The following is a 16,093-nucleotide window of genomic DNA, read 5'->3' on the forward strand; positions in this document are numbered from 1 at the left end:
GGGCATCAATCTGATGCCCTTTTTATACGTTGTAAAATTCAGAACCTATCTCATCAATTGTTTTGATACTAAAATAATTCGAGATGCATGTAGTCGACAACGCTGCCTCTTGAAGTATCACGAGTAATAATTATTGGTGAGATAGGCTCTAAAACAACGGAATAATAACTGTATCGCTAGCTTTATACAGTTATATGAGATTTATTAAGGTTTTGCTCGGAAGATATGGTATATTTTACCGCTGCCGCAAAAAGAAATTGATATTTCATAATAGCGGGTTGAAAAATTTGCTGAGCATGCTGAAAATTACCTGCGAAAATGGATAATACCTACTAATAGAATAATCTTTACGGGGCAAATCGCACCGAAAGTCTCCATTAGTAAGGCTAAACGCCTTTAAAACGCAGGCGTTGTCATTGATATCCCTTTCTGATTTCGCAGGCTTGGCTCGTAGTAAATTAAGGGATATGTTGGCATATTCTATTGGTTTGGTCTGGTTGTCTTACCTTTATAAGGCAAGCGGGCTTGATACATACTTCATGGTAACAGGTTGAATTATGAGTGCGAATAGCGAAGCTCAAGGAAGTGGACGCAGTGCAGACATCTTCAAATGGGTTGTTGTCTGTGCCTTACTAATCATTGCGATAGTGGGTAATTACTACTTCCGTCAATATAATCTCGCGCTACGTGCTTTCGCGGTTGTGGTTATCGTCGCTGCTGCAGGTGCTGTCGCTTTGTGGACAACAAAGGGTAAAGCAACACTGACATTTGCGCGTGAAGCCCGCGTTGAGATGAAAAAAGTCATTTGGCCAACGCGCCAGGAAACATTACAAACGACATTGATTGTTGCTGCAGTAACGGCTGTTATGTCCTTAATACTGTGGGGATTAGATGGTATCCTAGTGCGTTTAGTTTCATTTATTACAAGCCTGAGGTTATTCTAAATGTCAGATTCACCTAAAAAGCGCTGGTATGTCATTCAGGCATTCTCTGGTTTTGAAGGTCGCGTAGCACAATCTTTGCGCGAATATATCAAATTACATGCTATGGAAGACTTTTTTGGCGAAGTTATGGTTCCAACAGAAGAAATTGTTGAAATCCGTGCTGGTCAGCGTCGTAAGAGTGAACGTAAATTCTTTCCAGGCTATGTTTTAGTTCAGATGGTGATGAACGATGAATCATGGCACTTAGTACGTAGCGTACCTCGTGTGATGGGTTTTATCGGTGGAACATCCGATCGTCCTGCGCCAATTAGCGATAAAGAAGTCGACGCGATTATGAATCGCCTACAACAAGCGGGCGATAAACCACGTCCGAAAACATTGTTTGAACCGGGTGAAATGGTTCGTGTTAGCGAAGGTCCATTTGCTGACTTTAACGGTGTTGTTGAAGAGATTGATTACGAAAAAAGCCGCTTAAAAGTTTCTGTTTCTATTTTTGGTCGCGCAACTCCAGTCGAGTTGGATTTCGGTCAAGTAGAAAAAGCATAGCATCAAAAAAATTGACCGTTAAACGGTTAATAAATAGGCTTGCAAAAGGCGTGAAATTTGACTATAATTTCGCGCCTTAGTTTTTTATGTCTTGCAACATTTATTTTATGGTTTATCGCTTCATTGTCGAAAAATTATATTAAGTATCATTTTGTGAGGCAGTTTAATGTAACGGGGAGCCTTTTAAATATAAGGCGCTATCACCCATCTAGAGGAAATATTCATGGCTAAGAAAGTCCAAGCCTACGTTAAGCTGCAAGTTGCAGCTGGTATGGCGAACCCAAGCCCTCCTGTTGGTCCAGCATTGGGTCAGCAAGGTGTTAACATCATGGAATTCTGTAAAGCGTTCAACGCAAAAACAGATAGCCTAGAAAAAGGCTTACCAACTCCTGTTGTTATTACTGTCTATGCAGACCGTTCTTTCACTTTCGTTACTAAAACCCCACCTGCGGCAGTTCTGCTGAAAAAAGCAGCTGGCGTTAAGTCTGGTTCAGGTAAACCGAATAAAGAGAAAGTAGGTAAAGTAACCTCTGCTCAGATTCGCGAAATCGCTGAAACTAAAGCCGCGGACATGACTGGTGCTGATATTGACGCTATGATGCGTTCAATTGAAGGTACTGCTCGTTCCATGGGCCTGGTTGTGGAGGATTAATCAATGGCTAAACTGAATAAGCGCATGCGCAACATCCGTGAAAAAGTTGATGCAACTAAACAGTACGACATCAATGAAGCTATTGCTCTGCTGAAAGAATTAGCGACTGCTAAATTCGTAGAAAGCGTTGACGTTGCTGTTAACCTTGGTATCGATGCACGTAAATCTGACCAAAACGTTCGTGGTGCAACTGTGTTGCCACACGGTACTGGTCGTTCAGTTCGTGTTGCTGTATTTGCTCAAGGTGCAAACGCTGAAGCTGCTAAAGCTGCGGGTGCTGAACTGGTAGGTATGGAAGATCTGGCTGATAAAATTAAAGCTGGTGAAATGGATTTCGACGTTGTTATTGCTTCTCCAGATGCAATGCGCGTTGTTGGCCAATTAGGTCAAATCCTAGGCCCACGTGGTCTGATGCCAAACCCTAAAGTTGGTACTGTAACGCCAAACGTTGCTGAAGCGGTTAATAACGCTAAAGCGGGTCAAGTTCGTTACCGTAACGACAAGAACGGAATCATCCATACCACTATCGGTAAAGTTGATTTCGATTCTAACCAATTGAAAGAGAACCTAGAGTCACTGTTAGTTGCGCTGAAAAAAGCAAAACCAGCTTCTGCTAAAGGTATCTTTATCAAGAAAGTTAGCCTGTCTACTACGATGGGTGCAGGTGTTGCTGTTGACCAAGCGGGTCTTTCAGCAACAGTTTAATAACGCTAAGCTCTCGGCTTTTTAGTTATTAGGCTTTACCTTTGCGGCAAATTTGTATAAAATTTGTCGCCTTGAGTTTGTTGAGTGTAGCAATGCGCTCAACAAACCACAAATTTCGGTATGGAGTCTGGCCTTTCCAGACCCCGTCCAAGACCGCAGGTGTAGTTCTGTAATTGCTACTTAATCGTACCTGCGTAGACGGTGACAGAGATACCAAGAATTTATTCTGGCTTCTGCTCACCGTGTTTTAGCGCTCAGGTACAATGTTGTACTATGAGTGATGTGAGTCCCCGGGGATTTCCCGGTTAATCCAGGAGCAAGAAGCTAATGGCACTAAATCTTCAAGACAAACAAGCGATTGTTGCTGAAGTCAGCGAAGTAGCCAAAGGCGCGCTTTCTGCAGTTGTTGCTGATTCACGCGGCGTAACTGTAGCAAAAATGACTGAACTGCGTAAAGCAGGTCGCGAAGCTGGCGTTTACATTCGTGTTGTTCGCAACACTTTGATTCGTCGTGCTGTTGAAGGTACTTCTTACGAAGTACTGAAAGACGTGTTTGTCGGTCCAACCTTAATTGCTTTTTCTAACGAACACCCGGGCGCTGCTGCTCGTCTGTTCAAAGAATTCGCGAAAGCGAATCCAGCATTTGAGATTAAAGCTGCGGCCTTTGAAGGTGAGTTAATCCAGGCACAAGATATCGATCGTCTGGCAACACTCCCAACTTACGATGAAGCAATCGCACGCCTGATGGCAACCATGAAAGAAGCCTCTGCAGGCAAATTGGTTCGCACACTGGCTGCTCTGCGCGATCAGAAAGAAGCTGCATAAGCCCTTTCCTTCGTTGCTTTTTAACGTATAAACTATTTCTGAATTTTAGGAACACTTGTTATGTCTATCACTAAAGAACAAATCCTTGATGCAGTTGCTGATATGTCTGTAATGGACGTTGTTGAACTGATCACTATGATGGAAGAAAAATTCGGCGTTTCTGCTGCTGCAGCTGTTGCTGTTGCTGCGGGCCCAGCTGAAGCTGCTGAAGAACAAACTGAGTTCGACGTTGTTCTGACTGGTATCGGCGGCAATAAAGTTGCAGTTATCAAAGCAGTACGTGGCGCAACTGGTCTTGGCTTGAAAGAAGCTAAAGACATGGTAGAGTCAGCTCCAGCAACTATTAAAGAAGCTGCAAGCAAAGACGAAGCTGAGTCACTGAAGAAACTTCTTGAAGAAGCAGGCGCTACTGCTGAACTTAAATAAGTTCAAATTCAAGTTAGCAGCCTAACTTAATTAGGCTGACGGCTGGTGATTTTTTAATCACCAGCCTTTTTGCGCTGTAAAGCGTGATGGGTGTTAACAGCTTTTCACGCAGTTTTAATGTTAACAACAAACCCTCCAATACTTCTTTCTATTGACGACTTAATATACTGTATTCCTCGCTACGACCCACTCGGGTAGCTCGGTAGCTCAAGGTGTACAATGAAATGATTTAAGCGTGATAGCAATGGGTATTAAGGAAAGTATTCATTTTCCATTTCTAAGAAAACGCGTTGCGGTTCGCCTCTTAACTTAAGGCGAGCAACTTGGGTCACTGATCAACGAGCTGAGGAAACCGATGGTTTACTCCTATACCGAGAAAAAACGTATTCGTAAGGATTTTGGTAAACGTCCACAAGTTTTGGATATACCTTATCTCCTTTCTATCCAACTTGACTCGTTCCAGAAGTTTATCGAGCAAGATCCAAACGGCCAGAATGGGCTAGAAGCTGCTTTCCGTTCTGTGTTTCCGATTCAGAGCTATAGTGGTAACGCTGAACTGCAATATGTCAGCTATCGTTTAGGCGAGCCTGTTTTTGATGTTAAAGAATGTCAAATTCGCGGTATCACTTATTCTGCACCACTGCGTGTGAAGCTGCGTCTCATTGTTTATGAGCGTGAAGCACCAGAAGGCACCGTTAAAGACATCAAAGAACAAGAAGTCTACATGGGTGAGATACCACTCATGACTGAAAACGGAACTTTCGTTATCAATGGTACTGAGCGTGTTATCGTTTCTCAGCTGCACCGTAGTCCAGGTGTATTCTTTGACAGCGACAAAGGTAAGACACACTCATCAGGGAAAGTGTTATATAACGCACGTATTATCCCTTACCGCGGTTCATGGCTTGATTTCGAATTTGACCCGAAAGATAACTTATTTGTACGTATTGACCGTCGCCGCAAATTACCAGCGACCATTATTCTGCGTGCAATGAATTACAGCACCGAAGAAATTCTGAATATTTTCTTCGACAAAACTGTATTCCAAATTCGTGATAATAAATTGATGATGACGCTAGTTCCTGAGCGTCTACGTGGTGAAACTGCTTCATTTGATATCGAAGCAAACGGCAAAGTTTATATTGAAAAAGGCCGTCGTATCACTGCTCGTCATATCCGCTTACTCGAGAAAGAAGAAGTCAGCAGCATTGAAGTTCCTGTTGAATACATCGCGGGTAAAGTGGTAGCAAAAGATTACATTGATGAAAGCACTGGTGAGCTGATTTGTGCAGCAAACATGGAACTTTCATTGGATATGCTGGCACGTCTGAGCCAATCAGGTCATAAAACAATCGAAACATTGTTTACTAATGACTTGGATCACGGTGCGTACATGTCCGAAACTGTCCGTGTCGATCCAACTAACGACCGTTTAGGTGCGCTGGTTGAAATCTACCGCATGATGCGTCCTGGTGAGCCACCAACACGTGAAGCAGCTGAAAATCTATTCGAAAACTTGTTCTTCTCTGAAGACCGTTACGATCTTTCTGCTGTTGGCCGTATGAAGTTCAACCGTTCACTAAACCGTGAAGAAATCGAAGGTTCAGGTATCCTGAGCAAAGAAGATATCATTGAGGTAATGAAAAAACTCATTGAAATCCGTAACGGTCGTGGTGAAGTGGATGATATCGACCACTTAGGTAACCGTCGTATTCGTTCCGTTGGTGAAATGGCAGAAAACCAGTTCCGTGTAGGTCTGGTTCGTGTTGAGCGTGCAGTGAAAGAGCGTCTTTCTCTGGGCGACCTTGATGCATTGATGCCACAGGATATGATCAACGCTAAGCCAATTTCAGCGGCAGTTAAAGAGTTCTTTGGTTCCAGCCAGCTTTCACAATTTATGGACCAGAACAACCCACTGTCAGAAATTACGCACAAACGTCGTATCTCTGCGTTAGGCCCAGGTGGTTTGACTCGTGAGCGTGCGGGCTTTGAAGTACGTGACGTTCACCCAACTCACTACGGTCGTGTTTGTCCAATCGAAACTCCTGAAGGCCCGAATATCGGTCTAATCAACTCATTGTCTGTTTATGCACAGACCAACGAGTATGGTTTCTTGGAAACACCTTATCGTTTAGTTCGTGACGGTCTCGTGACTGATGAAATCCACTATCTGTCTGCAATTGAAGAAGGTAACTTCATCATTGCTCAGGCCAACACCGTATTAGGTGAAGATGGTAGCTTTGTCGAAGAACTGATTACCTGTCGTAACCGAGGTGAATCAAGTTTATTCAGCCGTGAACAGGTTGAATATATGGACGTTTCAACACAACAGATCGTTTCTGTTGGTGCGTCTTTGATTCCATTCCTTGAACACGATGATGCTAACCGTGCATTGATGGGTGCGAACATGCAACGTCAAGCGGTTCCAACTTTACGTGCTGACAAACCATTAGTCGGTACAGGTATGGAACGTGCGGTTGCTGTTGACTCAGGTGTTACCGCTGTTGCAAGACGTGGTGGCTCTGTTCAGTACGTTGATGCTTCTCGTATCGTCATTAAAGTTAATGAAGATGAGATGTATCCGGGCGAAGCTGGAATCGATATTTATAACCTGACTAAATATACACGTTCTAACCAGAACACCTGTATCAGTCAAATGCCATGTGTGTCCCTAAATGAGCCTGTAGAACGCGGTGACGTGTTAGCGGATGGTCCTTCAACAGACCTCGGTGAATTGGCACTTGGTCAAAACATGCGCGTGGCATTTATGCCATGGAATGGTTATAACTTCGAAGACTCCATCTTAGTTTCTGAGCGTGTTGTTCAAGAAGACCGTTTTACTACCATTCATATTCAGGAACTTTCTTGTGTGTCTCGTGACACTAAATTAGGGCCTGAAGAAATCACGGCTGATATTCCAAACGTTGGTGAAGCTGCACTTTCTAAGCTCGATGAATCCGGTATCGTATACATTGGTGCGGAAGTGAAAGGTGGCGATATTCTGGTTGGTAAAGTAACCCCTAAAGGTGAAACTCAATTAACCCCAGAAGAGAAACTGCTGCGTGCTATCTTCGGCGAAAAAGCGTCTGACGTTAAAGATTCTTCTTTACGCGTTCCAAACGGTGTATCCGGTACGATTATTGATGTACAGGTCTTCACCCGTGATGGCGTAGAAAAAGATAAACGTGCGCTAGAAATCGAAGAAACTCAGTTACGTGATGCGAAGAAAGACTTAACAGAAGAGCTACGTATTTTCGAAGCTGGCCTGTTTGCACGTATTCGTAATGTTCTGATTAATGGCGGAATTGAAGCTGAAAAACTGGACAAACTGCCTCGCGATCGTTGGTTAGAGCTATCTCTACCTGATGAAGAGAAGCAAAACCAGTTAGAACAGTTAGCTGAACAGTATGACGAGTTAAAATCTGATTTTGAGAAAAAATTAGATGCGAAACGTCGTAAGATCACGCAAGGCGATGATCTGGCTCCAGGCGTACTGAAAATTGTTAAGGTTTATTTGGCTGTTAAACGTCAAATCCAACCGGGTGATAAAATGGCGGGTCGCCATGGTAACAAAGGTGTTATCTCAAAAATCAACCCAGTTGAAGACATGCCTTACGATGAAAACGGTAACCCAGTTGACATCGTTCTGAACCCGCTGGGCGTACCATCACGTATGAACATCGGTCAGATTTTGGAAACTCACTTAGGTATGGCTGCTAAAGGTATTGGTGAAAAAATCAATGCGATGCTTAAACAGCAAGAAGAAGTTGCCAAACTGCGTGAATTTATCCAAAAAGCCTATGATCTTGGTGATGACCCTCGCCAGAAAGTTGACTTGAACACTTTCTCTGATGAAGAAGTTCTGCGTTTGGCTGAGAACCTGAAAAAAGGTATGCCAATTGCAACGCCAGTATTTGATGGTGCTAAAGAGAAAGAAATTAAAGAGTTACTGACACTGGCAGGTTTACCAACCTCGGGTCAGATTTCTCTGTTCGATGGTCGCACTGGTGAGAAGTTTGAGCGTCAGGTTACAGTCGGCTATATGTACATGCTGAAACTGAACCACTTAGTTGACGATAAGATGCACGCCCGTTCAACTGGTTCTTACAGCTTGGTTACTCAGCAGCCGCTGGGTGGTAAAGCGCAGTTCGGTGGACAGCGTTTCGGGGAGATGGAAGTGTGGGCACTAGAAGCATACGGTGCTGCCTATACGCTTCAAGAAATGTTGACTGTTAAGTCGGATGACGTTAACGGCCGTACTAAGATGTATAAAAACATCGTTGATGGTAGCCATCAGATGGAACCTGGCATGCCGGAATCTTTCAACGTATTGCTGAAAGAGATCCGCTCACTGGGTATCAACATCGAACTGGAAGACGAGTAATTCGTTTTGCGCCGGAAGGTCTGATTTTCAGCCTTCCGGCCGATGTAAGTACTGGGATTTGGGGAGAGTGGCTTGACCTCTCACCTAATAGGTCTAACTCCGACAGGAGCATTTTGTGAAAGACTTAATAAAGTTTCTGAAAGCGCAAACCAAGACCGAAGAGTTTGATGCGATCAAAATTGCTCTGGCATCACCTGATATGATCCGTTCATGGTCATTCGGTGAAGTTAAAAAGCCAGAAACCATTAACTACCGTACGTTCAAACCTGAGCGTGACGGCCTTTTCTGTGCGCGTATTTTTGGGCCAGTAAAAGACTACGAATGTCTGTGCGGTAAGTACAAACGTTTAAAACACCGTGGTGTGATTTGTGAGAAGTGTGGCGTTGAAGTTACACAGACCAAAGTTCGTCGTGAACGCATGGGTCATATTGAACTGGCATCACCGACAGCACATATTTGGTTCTTAAAATCACTGCCATCCCGTATCGGTTTGCTGCTTGATATGCCATTGCGTGATATCGAACGCGTTCTGTACTTTGAATCTTATGTTGTTGTTGAAGGTGGTATGACTAGCCTTGAACGCGCACAGATTTTGACAGAAGAGCAATACTTAGATGCGCTGGAAGAGTTCGGTGACGAATTTGACGCGAAAATGGGTGCGGAAGCCATCCAAGGACTGCTGAAAAACCTCGATCTTGCGAACGAGTGTGAAACGCTACGTGAAGAGTTAAACGAAACTAACTCTGAAACCAAGCGTAAGAAGCTGACTAAGCGTATTAAGCTACTGGAAGCATTTATTCAGTCTGGTAACAAACCAGAGTGGATGATTTTAAATGTTCTGCCAGTACTGCCACCTGATTTACGTCCATTAGTACCGCTCGATGGTGGTCGTTTCGCTACATCAGATCTAAACGATCTGTATCGTCGCGTTATCAACCGTAATAACCGTCTGAAACGTCTTCTGGATTTGGCTGCGCCAGATATCATCGTACGTAACGAAAAACGTATGCTGCAAGAAGCGGTTGATGCCCTGCTAGATAACGGTCGTCGTGGTCGTGCTATTACAGGTTCTAACAAACGTCCTCTGAAATCTTTGGCCGATATGATCAAAGGTAAACAAGGTCGTTTCCGTCAGAACTTACTTGGTAAGCGTGTTGACTACTCAGGCCGTTCGGTTATTACCGTGGGTCCATACCTGCGTCTGCATCAGTGCGGTCTGCCGAAGAAAATGGCACTTGAGTTATTCAAACCATTTATCTATGGCAAATTAGAGCTACGCGGTCTGGCAACAACCATTAAAGCTGCGAAGAAAATGGTTGAGCGCGAAGAAGCTGTAGTTTGGGATATCTTGGATGAAGTTATCCGTGAACACCCAGTTATGCTGAACCGTGCACCAACACTTCACCGTCTGGGTATTCAAGCTTTCGAACCTATTTTGATCGAAGGTAAAGCTATCCAATTGCACCCATTGGTTTGTGCGGCATACAACGCCGACTTCGATGGTGACCAAATGGCGGTACACGTTCCTCTGACTCTGGAAGCTCAGTTAGAAGCACGTGCGTTGATGATGTCAACAAACAACATTCTGTCACCAGCAAGTGGTGAGCCTATCATCGTTCCTTCACAGGACGTTGTATTGGGTCTTTACTACATGACTCGTGATTGTGTAAATGCGAAAGGCGAGGGCATGGTTTTATCTGGCCCTAAAGAAGCTGAGCGTGTTTACCGTTCAGGTCATGCTTCATTGCATGCCCGAGTAAAAGTTCGTATTAATGAAGAAGTTAAAGACAGTGAAGGTAATATTACGATCAATACTGGTTTAGTTGATACCACTGTTGGCCGTGCAATTTTATGGATGATCGTACCGAAAGGTCTACCTTACGAATTGGTTAACCAAGCGTTAGGTAAGAAAGCTATCTCTAAAATGCTGAATACTTGTTACCGTATACTGGGCCTGAAACCAACGGTTATTTTTGCTGACCAAATCATGTACACTGGTTTTGCCTATGCGGCACGTTCTGGTGCATCTGTTGGTATCGACGATATGGTTATTCCTGAGAAAAAAGCAGGGATCATCGCCGAAGCAGAAGCTGAAGTTGCTGAAATTCAGGAACAGTTCCAGTCAGGTCTTGTGACCGCTGGCGAACGTTATAACAAAGTTATCGATATTTGGGCTGCGGCAAACGAACGTGTTGCTAAAGCAATGATGGAAAACTTGTCGACTGAAAGCGTTATCAACCGTGATGGCATAGAAGAACAACAAGTTTCGTTCAACAGTATCTATATGATGGCCGATTCCGGTGCTCGTGGTTCTGCTGCGCAGATCCGTCAGCTTGCTGGTATGCGTGGTTTGATGGCTAAGCCAGATGGTTCAATCATCGAAACACCAATCACGGCGAACTTCCGTGAAGGTCTAAACGTTCTTCAGTACTTTATCTCTACGCATGGTGCGCGTAAAGGTCTTGCGGATACCGCATTGAAAACAGCAAACTCCGGTTATCTGACTCGTCGTTTAGTTGACGTTGCACAGGACTTGGTTGTTACTGAAGACGACTGTGGAACTCACGAAGGTATCCTGATGACTCCGGTTATCGAGGGTGGCGACGTTAAAGAACCACTGCGTGAACGTGTACTTGGTCGTGTGACTGCAGAAGATATCCTGAACCCAGGCACTGCGGACATTCTTGTACCACGTAATACTTTACTTCACGAAAAACTGTGTGACCTGTTAGAAACTAACTCAGTTGACAGCGTTAAAGTACGTTCTGTTGTAAGTTGTGAAACTGACTTTGGTGTGTGTGCTCACTGTTATGGTCGTGACCTTGCTCGTGGTCATATCATCAACAAAGGTGAAGCTATCGGGGTTATCGCGGCACAATCAATCGGTGAGCCGGGTACACAGCTGACGATGCGTACGTTCCACATCGGTGGTGCGGCATCTCGTGCGGCAGCAGAATCTAGCATCCAAGTACGTAACACAGGTACGCTGAAACTGTTTAACGCGAAATACGTTAAAAATACAGAAGGCAAACTGGTTATTACTTCTCGTAATACAGAATTACGTCTGATTGACGAATTCGGTCGTACGAAAGAAAGCTATAAAGTACCTTACGGTGCGCACCTAACTAAAGGTGATGGCGCGGCAGTTAATGGCGGCGAAACCGTTGCTAACTGGGATCCGCATACAATGCCAGTTGTCAGTGAAGTATCGGGTATTATCCGCTTCTCCGACATGCTTGATGGCCAGTCAATGACTCGCCAGACTGATGAATTAACCGGTCTGTCGTCAATCGTTGTTTTGGACTCAGCTGAACGTACAAGTGCGGGTAAAGACTTACGTCCTGCATTGCGCGTTATTGATGCAAATGGTAAAGATGTTCTGATCCCTAACACAGACATGCCTACTCAGTATTTCTTACCGGGTAAAGCAATTGTTCAGTTAGATGATGGCATTGCTATCAATGCGGGTGATACGTTAGCGCGTATTCCACAGGAATCTGTTGGTACGAAAGATATCACGGGTGGTCTGCCACGCGTAGCTGACTTGTTTGAAGCTCGTCGTCCGAAAGAGCCGGCAATTCTGGCAGAAATCAGCGGCATTATTTCGTTTGGTAAAGAAACCAAAGGTAAGCGTCGTTTGGTTATCACGCCATTAGATGGTTCTGAACCATACGAAGAGATGATCCCTAAATGGCGTCAGCTTAACGTGTTCGAAGGTGAAATCGTTGAACGTGGTGATGTTGTCTCTGATGGTCCAGAATCTCCGCATGATATTCTGCGTTTGCGTGGTGTCCATGCTGTAACGCGTTATATCACTAACGAAGTTCAGGAAGTTTACCGCTTACAAGGCGTTAAGATAAACGATAAACACATTGAAGTTATCGTGCGTCAGATGCTGCGTAAAGTCACTATCGCGGATGCAGGAAGTTCTGACTTCCTCGAAGGTGAGCAGATTGAATATTCACGTGTGAAAGTTGCGAACCGTAAACTGGAACTTGATGGCAAGATCACAGCGAATTACGCTCGTGACCTGTTGGGTATCACTAAAGCATCTCTGGCAACAGAATCCTTTATCTCAGCAGCATCGTTCCAAGAAACAACTCGCGTACTGACAGAAGCTGCAGTAGCAGGTAAACGTGATGAACTGCGCGGTCTGAAAGAGAACGTTATTGTTGGACGTCTGATCCCTGCGGGTACTGGTTTTGCGTATCATCAGGAACGTATCCGTCGTCGTCATCTGAATGATGTAGTGGAAGCGCCACAAGTCAGCGCAGATGAAGCAACAGCGAACTTGGCTGAACTGTTAAATGCAGGCTTTTCTAGCAAGTAGAACGCATACTGATTTAGCTAAAATAGCTTGATAGAAACCGGTGTCGAAAGACGCCGGTTTTTTTTATGGTGCACCGAGCATGGCGGTCTGACAATTTATAATTATTTTGAGGGTAATCGAGTGTGTTTTATAGGCTGAAGATATTTGGTAGGAATATGAATTTAAAATATAATTTTGGTAATGTTTTTTTGTCAGATTACTAAAAAGAGGGAAAATAGCTTTCCCTCTTTTTTTGTTACTCAATCCATTCAAGGAAGAAACATCAATATTTTAATAGAATATGCCAATGATGGCGCAGTGAGCGACGAAACCCACCATCAATGGCACAACGGTTCGTTTCACCACATCGAATGGTTGCAGTTTTGCTCCACTGGATACGGCAATGATGACCCCAGCGACAGGGGACATTCCTCGACCCATATGTGATGCTTGCTGCATTGGTAAGATCATTGCGATTGGGTTGACGCCCATACTTTGTGCAATTTGTGGGATCAACTCCACGAAGGCTAAGAATGGCGCATTACCTGAACCCATAATAATTGCCGCTGCAAGTGTAACGACAGCAAAAACTAATGCCATTGCAAACGGTGGTAGACCAACGGATTCTGCGCCCAGTATTAGCTGGTCAATTGCTCCACTGACTTTAATACCATGAGCAAATACACCCGCAGCAACTAATAGTCCTACAACGTTACTGAATGCATGACCCATACCGTTTAGGAAAGTTTGGAAGCCATTACAAACAATCTTGAAGTTACGGACTCGTACCGTTTCAATCACCATGCAAATGGTCATTGCAATCAATACAATAGTGACAACATCTAAATGGATACCACTGAAGAATAGGTTTGATGTACCGACCGCCATAATGATAGGTAGCATTGGAAGAAGTGCATAATATCCAGGAACGGATTTTTTACTTTCTTCTTTTTCATGAGATAAAACGGCTTTACCTATTTCAGGAATAAACCCTTGTTTACGATCGCAATGACGTTGCCAGAAAATATGGGTAATACCGACAACAAGAACAGTTGCAAGCGCTGCGGGTCCTTGATAGTAAAGTACATATTCAACAACTGACATATCAACGGCTTTTGCACCACGAATGGCATCAATTGCGGTTGGGGTATATGCCACACCCAGCGATGTTGCGATTACCCCTGCCGCAGAAGCGGGAGATAAACCAAGCCCAATCATAATTGGGAACATGGTTCCCATTAACAACACGGCAAGCCCCGTGGCTGATGGAATAGCGAGCTGCAAAATACTGGCGAGTAGGAATGAGAAAAATAACAGTACATAAGGTGAGCGCATGTTTTTCAATGGCTTAGTGGCGACACGTACCACGGCCTCATTCGCACCGATATGATCCATATATTGCGCAAAGCCCATTAATGCCATGATCATCAAGCCAAGATCAGCCGCACGACTACTGAACAGATCGCGCATAACTTCAAATGGATCGAGCCAAGTAATACCCGTGGTTGCTACATTCTTAGGCAGAATAGGACCCCAGCCAAGTGCCAAGGTACATATCATTAAAGCTAAACCGGCAATTAATAGTACCGGCTCGGCTTTGTATCCTTTCAAAATAAACCGAGCAACCAAAACAACGATAATAAGAACCGTTAGAATTGGGATCATGCTTTAGCTCCCGGTTTGAAACGCTCTGCCGTGATTTGTACTACTTGCTTCAAGACATCACTAGCGGCATATAAAGATTTCACTGGAAGATATTCATAAATTGAATGGAAGTTATGTGCACCGGTGAAGATATTCGGGCAAGGTAAACCATTTTGCGATAATGCCGCACCATCATAACCGCCACGCATTGGGATTACTTTTGGTGTAATGCCACAGGCTTGATAAGCATCAACCGCAATATCAATTGGATAGCGATTTTCACCTTGTAAGCTGTTATAAACGTTAGAATAGCGGTCTGATAATTTACAAACGACGCTTTCTTTACCCCATAAATCTTCGCAGTTTTCAGCTAATTTTTTTAAGAAAGCCATACGTGCACGGTAGCCTTCTTCGGTGAAATCACGTACGTCCATTTTTAAAACAGTACGTGCGCTGTTACCTGACATTTGTTTAACCCAATAATAGCCTTCACGGCCATCAGTATATTCAGGTGCTTCGCCGCCCGGGAGCATGGCAATAAATTTTTGAGCCATCAATAGTGAGTTGATAAGCTTACCTTTGGCAGACATTGGGTGTGCAGATTTACCGGTAAAGATAATTTCAGCATCACCGGCATTCCAGTTTTCATACACCAGTTCGCCAATACCACAGCAATCTAAGGTATACGCAAAGTCAGCGCCAAATTCTTTAACATCAAACACTTTGGCACCGCGAAGGCCTTGTTCTTCATCTGGAACAAAGCCAATTTTTATTGTGCCATGCTTGATTTCTGGATTTTGTTTGAAGTATTGCAGCATATCCATGATGGAGGCGATGGCGGCTTTATCATCAGCGCCTAATAGGCTAGTTCCATCAGTAACGATGATGTCATCACCGAGATAATTTTCTAGCTCAGGGAACTCGCTTTTACGTAAGTAAATATTGAGCTCTTTATTCATACAAATATCTTCGCCGTTATAAGGCAATATTTGTGCTTTAGTGTCGTTAGTTTGCTCAGCACTGGTGTCTAAGTGACCGAAGAAGGCGACAGTCGGTACATCATAATCAAGGTTAGAAGGCAGTGTTGCTGTAACAATCGCGGTATCACGCAATTTAATGTCTTCAACGCCTAATGCTTCAAGTTCTTGAACTAATTGTTTTGCAAGTACGCGCTGGCCTTCTGACGATGGCATGATGCCTGCGGCGCCCTTTTCCCTATCAGTGGTGGTGTTTACTTTGGTGTAAGAAATAAAACGATCAACGATATTCATTCTTTCCATTCTCCAACATCATAATGATGAATGATTTATATTTTTGTCTTGGCTGTAAATGTAATCTCATTTCAGCCATATTGTTTTATCATGAAAAAGGGCTAAATAAATATCAGACCTGTTGAGTTTTTTAAAGAATTGCTACGGGGAGTATAAAATTGATAATTAACGATGGCTTTATTAGCTTAATGAATTAAACTACTTGACAATAACCTACCCTAAATTTTAATTGTTAACTGTTTGATATGATAGGGTAATACATATTATATTTTTGTTATCTAAATATAATTTTCATCTTATCTTAAATTTAAAAGTTAATATTCTAATTTATCATTAAAGCATTTATTTAATATTAAAAAACCTTTATGACATACTGGTAATATAAAA

General features: G+C 43.6%; 10 protein-coding genes. 8 read left to right on the top strand and 2 right to left on the bottom strand.

The genetic code is table 11. From position 1 onward, the window contains the following. Nucleotides 1-557: 557 nt before the first annotated feature. The 8 genes from secE (at nt 558) to rpoC (ending at nt 12,812) form a co-directional block, all read left to right on the top strand. Nucleotides 558-944: a preprotein translocase subunit SecE gene (gene secE / locus M998_RS12435; RefSeq protein WP_068438401.1), complete on the top strand. Its 387-nt coding sequence runs from the start codon at nt 558-560 to the stop codon at nt 942-944. Continuing rightward, the gene (nusG, locus tag M998_RS12440; RefSeq protein ID WP_068438397.1) at nt 945-1,490 is read left to right on the top strand and encodes a transcription termination/antitermination protein NusG; all 546 of its coding nucleotides are present in this window, start codon (nt 945-947) and stop codon (nt 1,488-1,490) included. It abuts the gene before it with no gap. Nucleotides 1,491-1,713: 223 nt separating this feature from the next. After that, the gene (gene rplK / locus M998_RS12445; protein ID WP_068438394.1) at nt 1,714-2,142 is read left to right on the top strand and encodes a 50S ribosomal protein L11; all 429 of its coding nucleotides are present in this window, start codon (nt 1,714-1,716) and stop codon (nt 2,140-2,142) included. Nucleotides 2,143-2,145: 3 nt separating this feature from the next. Next, a complete protein-coding gene (gene rplA / locus M998_RS12450; protein ID WP_068438391.1) occupies nt 2,146-2,847 on the top strand; it encodes a 50S ribosomal protein L1 in 702 nt (233 codons plus the stop codon). A 327-nt stretch (nt 2,848-3,174) separates the two neighbouring features. Continuing rightward, nucleotides 3,175-3,672 carry a 50S ribosomal protein L10 gene (gene rplJ / locus M998_RS12455; RefSeq protein WP_068909129.1) on the top strand — a complete coding sequence of 166 codons (498 nt, stop codon included), beginning with the start codon at nt 3,175-3,177 and terminating at the stop codon, nt 3,670-3,672. Between the two features lie 60 nt (nt 3,673-3,732). After that, the gene (gene rplL / locus M998_RS12460; protein ID WP_068909131.1) at nt 3,733-4,098 is read left to right on the top strand and encodes a 50S ribosomal protein L7/L12; all 366 of its coding nucleotides are present in this window, start codon (nt 3,733-3,735) and stop codon (nt 4,096-4,098) included. A 355-nt stretch (nt 4,099-4,453) separates the two neighbouring features. After that, nucleotides 4,454-8,482 carry a DNA-directed RNA polymerase subunit beta gene (gene rpoB, locus M998_RS12465; RefSeq protein ID WP_068438381.1) on the top strand — a complete coding sequence of 1,343 codons (4,029 nt, stop codon included), beginning with the start codon at nt 4,454-4,456 and terminating at the stop codon, nt 8,480-8,482. Between the two features lie 115 nt (nt 8,483-8,597). Next, on the top strand, nt 8,598-12,812 hold the full coding sequence (rpoC, locus tag M998_RS12470; RefSeq protein ID WP_068438379.1) for a DNA-directed RNA polymerase subunit beta': 4,215 nt from the start codon (nt 8,598-8,600) through the stop codon (nt 12,810-12,812). Nucleotides 12,813-13,082: 270 nt separating this feature from the next. Here rpoC and dcuC read toward each other — a convergent pair whose 3' ends face one another. Together dcuC and pepT are read right to left on the bottom strand one after the other, a co-directional pair. Further along, the gene (gene dcuC, locus M998_RS12475) at nt 13,083-14,456 is read right to left on the bottom strand and encodes a C4-dicarboxylate transporter DcuC (protein ID WP_068438375.1); all 1,374 of its coding nucleotides are present in this window, start codon (nt 14,454-14,456) and stop codon (nt 13,083-13,085) included. Then, nucleotides 14,453-15,706 carry a peptidase T gene (gene pepT / locus M998_RS12480; protein ID WP_068909133.1) on the bottom strand — a complete coding sequence of 418 codons (1,254 nt, stop codon included), beginning with the start codon at nt 15,704-15,706 and terminating at the stop codon, nt 14,453-14,455. Before pepT ends, dcuC begins: the two co-directional genes overlap by 4 nt. Nucleotides 15,707-16,093: the final 387 nt, after the last annotated feature.

The organism is Providencia heimbachae ATCC 35613, from assembly GCF_001655055.1.
GTDB lineage: Bacteria > Pseudomonadota > Gammaproteobacteria > Enterobacterales > Enterobacteriaceae > Providencia > Providencia heimbachae.

Bases quoted from the DNA above. Each gene is read 5' to 3' on its own strand.
- rplJ (WP_068909129.1), top strand. From the start codon at position 3,175: ATGGCACTAAATCTTCAAGACAAACAAGCGATTGTTGCTGAAGTCAGC.
- rplK (WP_068438394.1), top strand. From the start codon at position 1,714: ATGGCTAAGAAAGTCCAAGCCTACGTTAAGCTGCAAGTTGCAGCTGGT.
- nusG (WP_068438397.1), top strand. From the start codon at position 945: ATGTCAGATTCACCTAAAAAGCGCTGGTATGTCATTCAGGCATTCTCT.
- rpoB (WP_068438381.1), top strand. From the start codon at position 4,454: ATGGTTTACTCCTATACCGAGAAAAAACGTATTCGTAAGGATTTTGGT.
- rplA (WP_068438391.1), top strand. From the start codon at position 2,146: ATGGCTAAACTGAATAAGCGCATGCGCAACATCCGTGAAAAAGTTGAT.
- dcuC (WP_068438375.1), bottom strand. From the start codon at position 14,456: ATGATCCCAATTCTAACGGTTCTTATTATCGTTGTTTTGGTTGCTCGG.
- rplL (WP_068909131.1), top strand. From the start codon at position 3,733: ATGTCTATCACTAAAGAACAAATCCTTGATGCAGTTGCTGATATGTCT.
- pepT (WP_068909133.1), bottom strand. From the start codon at position 15,706: ATGAATATCGTTGATCGTTTTATTTCTTACACCAAAGTAAACACCACC.
- secE (WP_068438401.1), top strand. From the start codon at position 558: ATGAGTGCGAATAGCGAAGCTCAAGGAAGTGGACGCAGTGCAGACATC.